Source organism: Polynucleobacter sp. 39-46-10 (assembly GCF_002282275.1).
This window is the reverse complement of the sequence record NZ_NCJB01000074.1, coordinates 1-10,654: the sequence shown is the minus strand read 5'-3', so window position 1 is coordinate 10,654 and position 10,654 is coordinate 1. Positions and strand designations below refer to the sequence as shown.

Below are 10,654 nucleotides of genomic sequence, written 5' to 3'. Positions count from 1 at the left end.
CAAGGGTGTACACCTTAAGTTTGTATTCCGAATTTAGTTAATAGAGGAGATTTGCATGACGAAGACCGTCGCCGATGTGATGAAGTTAGTTAAAGAGAAGGAATGTACTTTCGTTGATTTCCGCTTTGTAGATACAAAGGGTAAAGAGCAACACACAACAGTACCTATTTCCCATTTTGACGAAGACAAGTTTGAGAGCGGTCATGCGTTTGATGGTTCATCTATTGCTGGTTGGAAAGGTATTGAAGCCTCTGACATGTTGTTGATGCCAGATCCAACAGCTTGCTATATCGACCCATTCTATGAAGAGCCTACATTGGTGATCACATGTGATGTGATTGAGCCTTCAGATGGTAAAGGTTACGACCGTGATCCACGTTCTATTGCTAAGCGTGCTGAGTCTTATTTGAAAAGCACTGGCTTGGGCGATGCGGCTTACTTTGGCCCAGAACCAGAATTCTTTATTTTTGATGGCGTCCGTTGGGGTGCTGACATGCAGGGTTGTTTCGTTAAGGTGGATTCTGAAGAGGCTCCATGGTCTTCAGCTGCTGAGATCGAAGGTGGTAACACTGGTCACCGTCCAGGTAAAAAAGGCGGCTACTTCCCAGTTGCTCCAGTAGATACATTCCAAGACATGCGTTCTGAGATGTGTTTGATCCTCGAATCTTTAGGTATTCCTGTCGAAGTTCATCACCATGAAGTTGCTGGTCAAGGCCAAAACGAATTAGGTACCAAGTTCAGCACATTGGTAGAGCGCGCTGACTGGACTATCTGGCAGAAGTATGTCATTCAAAACGTTGCTCACGCATACGGTAAGACAGCAACCTTCATGCCTAAGCCTATCGTTGGGGACAACGGTTCTGGTATGCACGTTCACCAATCCATTTGGAAGAATGGCGAGAACTTGTTTGCTGGCAACGGTTATGCAGGTTTGTCAGAGTTCGCATTGTTCTACATCGGCGGTATCATCAAGCACGCTAAAGCATTGAATGCGATTACTAACCCAGGTACAAACTCATACAAGCGTTTGGTTCCAGGCTTTGAAGCTCCAGTGAAGTTGGCTTACTCAGCGCGTAACCGTTCTGCTTCGATTCGTATTCCACACGTTTCAAGCCCTAAAGGCCGTCGTATTGAGACTCGCTTCCCTGATCCATTGGCTAACCCATACCTCTGCTTCTCAGCATTGATGATGGCAGGTTTAGACGGTGTTCAGAATAAGATTCATCCAGGCGAAGCTGCTGACAAGAACTTGTATGACTTGCCACCAGAAGAAGATGCAAAGATCCCAACCGTTTGTGCAAGCTTGGAAGAAGCATTAGAAGCCTTGAACAAAGACCGTGAGTTCTTGACTCGTGGTGGTGTCTTTACAGACTCTATGATCGACGCATATATCGCTTTGAAGATGGAAGATGTCACACGTTTCCGAATGACAACCCATCCGATCGAATTCGATATGTACTACTCCCTGTAAGCGAAGGAGTAATGTTGAGCGCAGGTCTGTTGCGCAATTCGTTCAAAGGGGCAGCTTCGGCTGCTCCTTTTTTTCCGACATTGCTTGATCAGTTGCCCAATGCCATCGTGGTATTTGAGGCCGAGAACCAACAATTGGTTTACGTGAATCCCGCTGCAGAGTCTGCGTTGGATCTATCGCGAAAATCTCTTGAAGGTCAGTCTGTGCATAACCTGTTCGGGGATAACACCTCAATTAAGCGCATGATTGAAGAGGTGAAAGCGGGGCACTTTTCTGCTCAACGTCAAGAGCTGGTCTTACATTCCTTGCCTGGAAGCATTCATCAAGAGTCGATTCCTGCGCATGTGGTCGTGGCCAGTCTTGAGGATCCCACGCTGATCATGATGGAGTGGTTTCCAATTGATCAGCAGTTGCGTAGTGAGCGCGATGAGCGCGTAACTCAACAAGTTGAAGCAAACAAGCAGTTAATGCGTAACTTAGCGCATGAAATTAAAAATCCTTTAGGTGGTATTCGAGGTGCAGCTCAATTGCTAGAGTTTGAGCTTCCAGAAAAAGGTTTGCGTGAATACACTCAGGTCATTATTAAAGAATCAGATCGTCTACAAAACTTAGTCGACAGATTATTAGCGCCGCACCGCAAGGCTCACGCAATGGAATCATTTAACGTCCATGAAGCCTTAGAGCGTGTACGTAGTCTGGTGTTGGCAGAGTTTCCAAAAGGTTTACGCATTATCCGTAACTATGACACCAGCCTTCCTGAGGTGCTGGGTGATCGCGAGCAGTTGATCCAGGCTGTTCTCAACATTGCCCACAATGCTGCTCAAGCGCTCTCCGAAGAAATGCAGCAAGGTATTGCTCAAATTGAATTTAAGACAAGGGTGGCTCGCTCAGTCACCATTTCTAAGCAACGCTACAAGATGGCAATGGATCTACACGTTATCGATAACGGGCCCGGCATTCCAGAGGATATCCGCGAGCGTATTTTCTTCCCATTGGTTTCCGGCAGGGATGGTGGTAGCGGTCTTGGCCTCACCTTGGCCCAAACGTTTGTGCAACAGCATCAAGGCTTTATTGCATGTGACAGCCGTCCTGGACGGACTGATTTCCATATTCAAATTCCTTATCGTAGGCAGGAGAAAGCATTATGAAACCCGTATGGATCGTAGACGATGATCAATCTATTCGTTGGGTATTAGAAAAAGCGCTTACTCGCGAGAATATTCCCCATAAGAGTTTCTCTAACCCCAATGACGTGCTCAATGCACTAGATAAGGAAGCTCCGCAAGTATTGATTTCGGATATTCGTATGCCGCGTGGCAATGGTTTAGATCTGCTGCAGAATGTAAAAGAGACGCATCCGACGCTTCCCGTCATCATCATGACTGCTTACTCAGATTTGGATTCAGCGGTATCGTCTTTTCAGGGTGGTGCATTTGAATACCTCACCAAGCCATTTGATATTGATAAGGCGGTTGAATTAATTCGCCGCGCCATGGAGCAAAGCGAGCGTAATCAATCTGGCAACAAAGAAATGAATGGCTGGAGACAAGACTCGACAGAAATCATTGGTCAAGCTCCTGCAATGCAAGAAGTCTTTCGGGCTATTGGCCGCTTGGCTCAGTCCCACTCAACAGTCCTGATTACTGGCGAATCTGGAACCGGTAAAGAGTTGGTTGCACAAGCTTTGCATAAGCACAGCCCACGTGCCAAGGGTCCATTCGTTGCCTTTAGTACTGCAGCAGTACCCAAGGATTTATTGGAGTCTGAATTATTCGGTCACGAGCGTGGTGCTTTCCCCGGAGCTTTGACATTACGTCGCGGTCGCTTTGAGCAGGCTGATGGCGGTACTTTATTCTTAGATGAAATTGGCGATATTCCTTTTGATCTGCAAACCAGATTGTTGCGTGCATTAACGGATGGTCATTTCTATCGAGTTGGCGGACAGGATCCCATCAAAGCAAATGTGCGCATCATTGCTTCCACGCATCAAAATTTGGAGGCCCGAGTTGCAGCCGGTGCTTTCCGTGAAGATTTATTACATCGCCTTAATGTCATTCGCTTGAGGATGCCAGCATTGCGTGAGCGCGCGGAAGATATTCCGGTGCTGGCACGCCATTTCATGTTGACCTGCGCCAAGTCCTTGGGGGTCGAAGCTAAAAAACTTTCTGATGATGTTTTAAAGGAAATTAGCGGCATGCCTTTTCCTGGTAACGTGCGTCAACTAGAAAATCTATGTCACTGGTTAACGGTGATGACGCCATCCAATTTGATCGGATCAGGCGATTTGCCTACAGATCTTTTGGCGGAAGCCGGTGAGCAACCAGTTTTATTGCAGGGTGAATCGAATCCTTCAGCTCAAGTAGCGATTAAGGTTAGTTCAGCGGATTGGGAGGGTGGCTTAGGTCGCCTAGCGGTCAAAATGCTGCAAGATGGTGATTCAGAGGTATACGACGTTCTGTGCTCTAAATTTGAGAAAGCAGTTCTCCAAGCAGCACTAGAAGTTACCCGTGGAAGACGTGTTGAAGCAGCTCAGCGCCTAGGAATTGGTCGCAACACGATCACTCGTAAATTGCAGGAGCTTGGTATTGATGGCTGACTCAGTCAGAATTTCCGCCTGGAATGTGAACTCCCTTAAGGTGCGTTTGCCTCAAGTTTTGAAGTGGTTGCAGGATCAAGAGAAGGCGAAAAATCCTATTGATGCACTTTGTCTGCAGGAGTTGAAGCTCACTGACGATAAATATCCTCACCAAGAATTGGAAGAGGCCGGATACCTCAGCATTGCTGCTGGCCAAAAGACATATAACGGCGTTGCTATCATCGTTCGCAAAGCTGCCTTGGCATCCATCGCTACGGATCATGAAACCACTTTTCTAAAGCCTGTTAGAAATATTCCAGGTAGTGCGGATGAGCAGCAACGTGTCTTAGCTGCCACCTTATGTTTTAAGGGAATGCAGCCGATGCGTCTTGTCTCGGCATACTTCCCTAATGGTCAGTCTCCCGATAGTGATAAGTTTGTTTATAAGTTAGGCTGGCTGAAGGCGCTAGAAGATTGGTTAAAAGAGGAGTTAACTCAAAATACTCGTTTGGCTCTCTTGGGTGATTTCAATATCGCGCCTACCGATGTTGATGTGCATGACCCTTCCAAGTGGGTTGGTCAAAACCTAGTTTCGCCACCAGAACGAGAGGCGTTTCAAAAACTCCTCAATTTAGGTTTAACAGATTCATTCAGAATGTTTGAGCAGGCGCCAAAATCATTTAGTTGGTGGGATTACCGCATGATGGGTTTCAGAAGAAATGCCGGTATGCGGATTGATCACATCCTTTTAAGTGACGACCTAAAAGAGAAATGTAGCTCAAGCATCATCGATAAAGAGCCCCGCACTTGGGAGCAGCCTTCGGATCACGCTCCAGTCGTTGCAGAAATTAAAGCTTAGACGTTTACTGAGAGGCTAAACCGCCATGACGAAGCAGGGCATCAATGCTTGGCTCTCTTCCTCTAAAGGCCTTAAAGGATTCGGCAGCAGGACGACTGCCTCCCACCTCCAAAATCTCTTTGCGATAACGAGCGCCTGTTTGTTCATCGAGGACGCTTCCAGTAAGCTTGGCTACCTCCTCAAATGCAGAGTAGACATCTGCAGACAGTACCTCAGCCCATTTATAGCTGTAATAACCAGCAGCATATCCACCGGCAAAGATGTGGCTAAAGGTATTAATCCAGCGGGAAATGGACGCTTGCGGGATCACATTGAATTGATCTGCAATACTTCTTGATAGATCAAGGACTGCCTGTCCTTTTGCGTTTTCTGGATCAAAGCTAGCATGCAGACGCCAATCGGTTAGTGACATTACAACCTGACGCAGTGTCATATAGCCATTTTGGAAATTCTTAGCAGCAAGGATTTTTTCGTATAACTGGCGGGGCAGTGGTTCACCTGTCTGGGCATGAGCAGTCATTTTTTCCAAGACCTCCCATTCCCAACAGAAATTTTCCATGAACTGACTTGGCAGCTCCACTGCATCCCATTCAACGCCATTAATTCCGGAGACACCTAAGGCGTTGACTTGCGTTAATAAGTGGTGCAAACCATGACCACTCTCGTGGAAGAGGGTAATGACATCATCGTGAGTAATGGTTGGTTGGCGCAATACGCCATTTACCTTTACGGGTGCGGCAAAGTTGCAGATTAAATACGCCACCGGTATCTGAATTTCTCCATTAGGCAATTCTCGGCGCCCACGAGCATCATCCATCCAGGCGCCACCACGCTTGCCTGATCTGGCGTAAGGATCCAGGTAAAAATAAGCCACTAAATTGCCTGCGGAATTCTTGATGCCGAAGGACTGTACATCCACATGCCAAGTTGGTAGATTAGCTTTTTCAATCTTGACGCCAAACAAAGTTTGAATGACTCCAAATAATCCCTCTAAAACCTTAGGTAGGGGGAAGTACTGCTTGAGCTCATTTTCAGAAAATGCATAGCGTGCTTGCTTCAATCTCTCCGAAGCAAAGGCGATGTCCCACGGTTCTAATCCATCGGCAATAAAAAGTTCAGATTTTGCAAATTCAGAAAGTTCTTGCCAGTCTTTCAAGGCAAATGGTTTTGCCTTCTGTGCAAAGTTAGTGAGGAAGGTATCCACTTCCTCAACACTACTAGCCATTTTTGGGGCCAAACTCAGAGCAGCATAATTCTTGAAGCCCAACATGCGCGCTTCTTCATTCCGGAGCCTGAGTTGCTCGAGCATGTTTTGCGTATTGTCCCAATTGAGGTTCCCATGGGCATATTGCGGGGATAATTCGGAAGCTCGAGTTACGTAGGCCTCATACATGAGGCGACGCAGAGACCGGTTCTCGGAGTACTGCATGACTGGATAGTAGGATGGAAAGTGTAGCGAGAATGCCCAGCCTTGAAGTTCTTTCTGCTCAGCAAGATCAGCCGCTGCAGCAATTGCATCTTCTGGCAGTCCAGCCAGCTGCGACTTATCAGCAATAAGATGCACAAAGCTATCTGTTGCATCTAAAACGTGATCAGAAAATGCTTTGCCTAATAAAGCTTGTTCATCTTGAATCTGTGAGAAGCGGGGCTTTTGTGAGTCTGAGAGCTCTGCGCCACCCAGACGGAAATCTCTTAAGGAGTTTTCAATTACTTTTTTCTGTGCAGGGTTTAGTTTTGAGAAGTCAGCGCTTTGACTAAGCTCCTTAAACTTTTGATATAGCGCCAAGTTTTGCCCTAGGCTTGAAAAGAATGCAGTAACCTTTGGCATCATCTCGCCATAGGCTGCCCTAAGCTCTGGAGTATCTGCAACGCTGTTAAGGTGCGATACGACTCCCCAGGACCTACTCAAAGACTCTGTGGCATCTTCGAGGGGCTCTACCAAATCATTCCAGTTACCTGGAGTGCTTTGATCTACCGCATGATTGACTGCGTACTCAGCTCGCCCCAATAGAAAGTCTATCGCTGGCGCAATGTCCGAAGGCTTTACCTCGGAGTAGGCACAAATGCCTCTTCCGACTGAAATTAGTGGGTTTTTTTGGAGCTCAGCAGAGGGCTGTAAAAGTGTTGATTTAGTCATCCCTATAGCTTAATGGACGACGCAAACTTTTGCTAATCAGGCGCTAGTTAGACGGCTTAGCTGCTTTTTCTGCTGCTTCCAGGGTATTCATCAGAAGCATGGTAATGGTCATGGGGCCGACACCACCTGGCACAGGCGTAATCCAGCCAGCAACATATTGAGCGGCATCAAAATCAACGTCGCCACAGAGCTTTCCATCGGGCATTCGATTAATGCCAACGTCAATGACAGCGGCTCCATTTTTTACCATGTCACCAGTAATCATTTTAGGTTTGCCGGTTGCAACAACCAAAATATCAGCATCCTTGGTGTGATGCGCCAAGTCGCGAGTCTTGCTATTGCAGATAGTGACTGTTGCACCTGCTTGTAGCAAAAGCATGGCCATAGGCTTACCCACAATATTAGAAGCGCCTACGATCACCGCACGTGCGCCACGGATGGGATATTCAATACTCTCTAAGATCTTCATGCAGCCATATGGCGTGCAAGGCTTGAATTCAGGCTGACCCACCATTAACGCACCAGCATTGGCTACGTGAAAGCCATCCACATCTTTTTCTGGGGCAATCGCTTCTAGTACGCGCTCAGCCGCAATATGCTCGGGAAGGGGGAGTTGAACCAAAATTCCGTGAATAGCAGGATCGGCATTTAATGTCGCAATACGCGCAAGTAATTCTTCTTCGCCTAATTCGGCAGAGTAGCGCTCCAATACAGAATGAAAGCCGACATCCTCGCAAGCCTTCACTTTATTTCTAACATAAACCTGGCTAGCAGGATTTTCTCCAACTACGATGACAGCTAGGCCAGGCCTTACGCCCCTAGCGGTAACTATTGCTCCGCGTGCTGCAATTTCAGTACGTAATTTTTTGGATAGGGCGACGCCATCGAGTAACTGTGCAGGCATAGGGATTAATTTGGTTGTGGATCTGAGAGGGCTAAGCGGAGGAGGTCTGCAACGGTATTTACGTTGAGCTTTTCCATTATGTTGGCACGATGTGCTTCGACCGTTTTAATGGAGATGCCAAGATCATCCGCAATTTGTTTATTTAAGCGACCGGCAACAATGCGCTCTAGCACTTGGCGCTCACGACCAGTTAACTTGCTTAAGAGACTCTGGGTAATTTTGCGGTGGCTTGCTTGTGAGTAATCAACACGTGCTTTAGCAAGCATGCGGTCAACTAGACCGCAGAGATCATTTTCTTTGAAGGGCTTTTCAATGAAGTCCACTGCACCGCGCTTCATGGTGGAGACTGCCATTGAGACATCACCATGACCAGTAATAAAAGCAACTGGCATTGGCAGGTTTTCACTAATCAAACGCTCTTGTAATTCAAGACCTGACATGCCCGACATGCGGACATCTAAGATTGCGCAGGAGATAGTTGACTTATCCGTGCTCTGGAGTGACTGCAAGAAACGCTCAGCACTTGCATGACAGCGCACAACATAGCCATTGCTTTCTAGGAGCCAGGTAAGTGAGTCGCGTACCGCCTCATCGTCATCTACAACGTAAACCACTTCAGTTTGATTGGGTTTGGTGGCAGCACTGATATTCATATTAGCTTTCGCAGATCAATCTTAAAAAAATACATAAATTAACTGTTGGCCATAGAGCCTGCTAGCTCTAGGGGTAATAGTATTGTAAAGGTGCAGCCCGCCAGCTTAGTCTGTTCTGCATCCATCTGATTTTTTGCAAAAAGGCGGCCCTGATGGGACTCTATAACGGATCGGCAAATATTCAATCCCATGCCCATACCGTCGTTTTTAGTGCTAAAAAAGGGCTCAAACATGCGTTCAATGACGGATTGGGCGATTCCGGCACCTGCATCTGTTACTTGGATACGCAGCATGGCGGGAAAGGTGCTGGTATCCAGGTCAGCCGAAATCTGCACTGGTGGAGCCGACCAGCGCGAAGAAAGAGGGTAAACCTCTCTCAAGCTATCCAGGGAGTTTTTCAGGAGGTTAACCAATACCTGGAGAATCAAGACCGGATCAACGTCAATCATTGGCAGATTGCTGGCAATCTCAGTGGCGATATTTAATCGGTGGCGATGCGCTTCAATTTCCACCAATCCAACTGCATCATTAATAATTTCACTAATATCGCAAGTTTTACGTTGTGGCTCACTGCGCTTCACAAAACCTTTGATACGCTGAATGATTGTTCCGGCCCTATGCGCTTGATCAGATGCTTTCTCTAGTGCTGGAAGAATATCTTTTTGCACTACTGGATCTAGGTGATCCTGTAAACGCTTGGCCACACCCATGCAATAGTTAGAAATGGCTGCAAGTGGTTGGTTTAATTCGTGGGCTAAAGAAGAGGCCATTTCACCCATGGTGGTTAAACGACTAGTGAATTGCATGCGCTCTTCTTGTTGGCGCGCTAAATCATCCGCCTCAATACGAATCGTAATGTCGGTTGCAATGAGCAATTGTGCTAAGTGACCATCTACCCATGGAACAAAACGTCTTCGGACTTCATACCATCTTAAGGTTCCAGTGGCTTCATCTAATAGTTGAATTTCTTCAGACTCATTTTCTTGATACAAAGAAGATGGGGAGATGCCCTCGGTGATGGCATCTCCAGAATCCTCAATCAAGGCTTGCATCGCATTCCGATTGATATCACTGTCAGCTAGATCAAAATGGCCTTTGGCAGTGTTTCCAAAACGTTCCCGATAAAAGCGATTCGCAAACAACAACTCACCGGTTTCATTGGATACTACGGAAACTGCAGCATCAAGACCTTCTAAAACTGTAACGAAGCGCTCTTGTGAAGCAGCTAATTCTTCGCGAATTTTCTTCGGCTCAGAAATATCAATTAAGGAAGTGACCCAGCCAGTTTGAGCACCTTTTTCATTAATTAATGGAGAAATAAAGGTACGAGTCTGAATGATGGATCCGTTGCGGTGAAGGATCGAGCCCTCTATGCCAATTTTCTTTTCCTGGCTTAAGGCAAGCTTGAGGGCTTTATTCATCTTTTCCGTCAACTCACTCTTTTGACCCTCGGGCCAAAAAGCAAAAGGCGGACTCATCCCAATTAACTCCTCTGCTGACCAACCAGTCATTTCACAAAAGGCGGGATTGACGTAGGTGATTACTCTATTCATGTCATGCGCACGAATTCCTACTGGGGTGGAGTTTTCCATAGCGCTACGAAAACTCGTTTCGGCACGAAGATTTGCTTCGGCCTCTTGTCTGACCTGCATTTGCTTGAGTACTGACCACAAGCTCCAAATTACGAATGCACTTAAACCCAATACCACGCCAATCAACATTCTAAAAGTCAAGTTTGTTGCTGGCGGGTAGGTGTCAATGCGCAGACTTATATTGGGACTGAGAACGCCAATATCCAAACTAGTTTGATTGCTAAATGCGCGCTTTGGTGTATTTTTATCGGATGAGATTGCTAAGACCTTATCTTCATCAGCAATTAAAGTAAATCGATATTGGCCCTTGAGCTCACCAGGGATCATTTCAAGCATGCCCTGTGTTGTGTAGAGCACAGCCACCATGCCTTTGATTTCAATGCCAGAAATTTGAGGTACTGCTTGCCAAAACACATTTCGAATTTCTTTTGATAGTACCTCATCACTTGGAACTTCAATAGTA

General features: G+C 46.6%; 8 protein-coding genes. 4 read left to right on the top strand and 4 right to left on the bottom strand.

The annotated features are described in order from the left end of the window. Positions 1–55: 55 nt before the first annotated feature. Genes glnA through xth form a run of 4 tightly spaced genes read left to right on the top strand, consistent with a single transcriptional unit; the run spans position 56 to position 4,905 of the window. The gene (gene glnA / locus B7X71_RS07790; protein WP_293596930.1) at positions 56–1,471 is read left to right on the top strand and encodes a type I glutamate--ammonia ligase; all 1,416 of its coding nucleotides are present in this window, start codon (positions 56–58) and stop codon (positions 1,469–1,471) included. A gap of 11 nt (positions 1,472–1,482) precedes the next feature. Then, positions 1,483–2,619 (top strand): nitrogen regulation protein NR(II), encoded by a 1,137-nt coding sequence (glnL, locus tag B7X71_RS07785; protein ID WP_293596929.1) that lies wholly within the window; start codon positions 1,483–1,485, stop codon positions 2,617–2,619. Continuing rightward, positions 2,616–4,067, top strand: coding sequence for a nitrogen regulation protein NR(I) (gene ntrC, locus B7X71_RS07780; protein ID WP_293596928.1), 1,452 nt, complete (start codon positions 2,616–2,618; stop codon positions 4,065–4,067). Before glnL ends, ntrC begins: the two co-directional genes overlap by 4 nt. After that, positions 4,060–4,905 (top strand): exodeoxyribonuclease III, encoded by an 846-nt coding sequence (xth, locus tag B7X71_RS07775; RefSeq protein ID WP_293596927.1) that lies wholly within the window; start codon positions 4,060–4,062, stop codon positions 4,903–4,905. The genes ntrC and xth overlap by 8 nt, the downstream gene beginning before the upstream one ends. 4 nt (positions 4,906–4,909) lie before the next feature. Here the strand turns inward: xth and B7X71_RS07770 are convergent, their stop codons facing one another. The 4 genes from B7X71_RS07770 to B7X71_RS07755 form a co-directional block, all read right to left on the bottom strand. Further along, positions 4,910–7,042, bottom strand: coding sequence for a M3 family metallopeptidase (locus tag B7X71_RS07770; RefSeq protein ID WP_293596926.1), 2,133 nt, complete (start codon positions 7,040–7,042; stop codon positions 4,910–4,912). A gap of 43 nt (positions 7,043–7,085) precedes the next feature. Beyond that, a complete protein-coding gene (folD, locus tag B7X71_RS07765) occupies positions 7,086–7,946 on the bottom strand; it encodes a bifunctional methylenetetrahydrofolate dehydrogenase/methenyltetrahydrofolate cyclohydrolase FolD (RefSeq protein ID WP_293596925.1) in 861 nt (286 codons plus the stop codon). 5 nt (positions 7,947–7,951) lie between these two features. Then, positions 7,952–8,599, bottom strand: coding sequence for a response regulator (locus B7X71_RS07760; RefSeq protein WP_293596924.1), 648 nt, complete (start codon positions 8,597–8,599; stop codon positions 7,952–7,954). A gap of 38 nt (positions 8,600–8,637) precedes the next feature. Then, the coding region (locus B7X71_RS07755; protein ID WP_293600476.1) for a PAS domain S-box protein at positions 8,638–10,654 on the bottom strand (2,017 nt) is incomplete at its 5' end.

Bases quoted from the DNA above. Each gene is read 5' to 3' on its own strand.
- glnA (WP_293596930.1), top strand. From the start codon at position 56: ATGACGAAGACCGTCGCCGATGTGATGAAGTTAGTTAAAGAGAAGGAA.
- ntrC (WP_293596928.1), top strand. From the start codon at position 2,616: ATGAAACCCGTATGGATCGTAGACGATGATCAATCTATTCGTTGGGTA.
- glnL (WP_293596929.1), top strand. From the start codon at position 1,483: ATGTTGAGCGCAGGTCTGTTGCGCAATTCGTTCAAAGGGGCAGCTTCG.
- B7X71_RS07770 (WP_293596926.1), bottom strand. From the start codon at position 7,042: ATGACTAAATCAACACTTTTACAGCCCTCTGCTGAGCTCCAAAAAAAC.
- xth (WP_293596927.1), top strand. From the start codon at position 4,060: ATGGCTGACTCAGTCAGAATTTCCGCCTGGAATGTGAACTCCCTTAAG.
- B7X71_RS07760 (WP_293596924.1), bottom strand. From the start codon at position 8,599: ATGAATATCAGTGCTGCCACCAAACCCAATCAAACTGAAGTGGTTTAC.
- folD (WP_293596925.1), bottom strand. From the start codon at position 7,946: ATGCCTGCACAGTTACTCGATGGCGTCGCCCTATCCAAAAAATTACGT.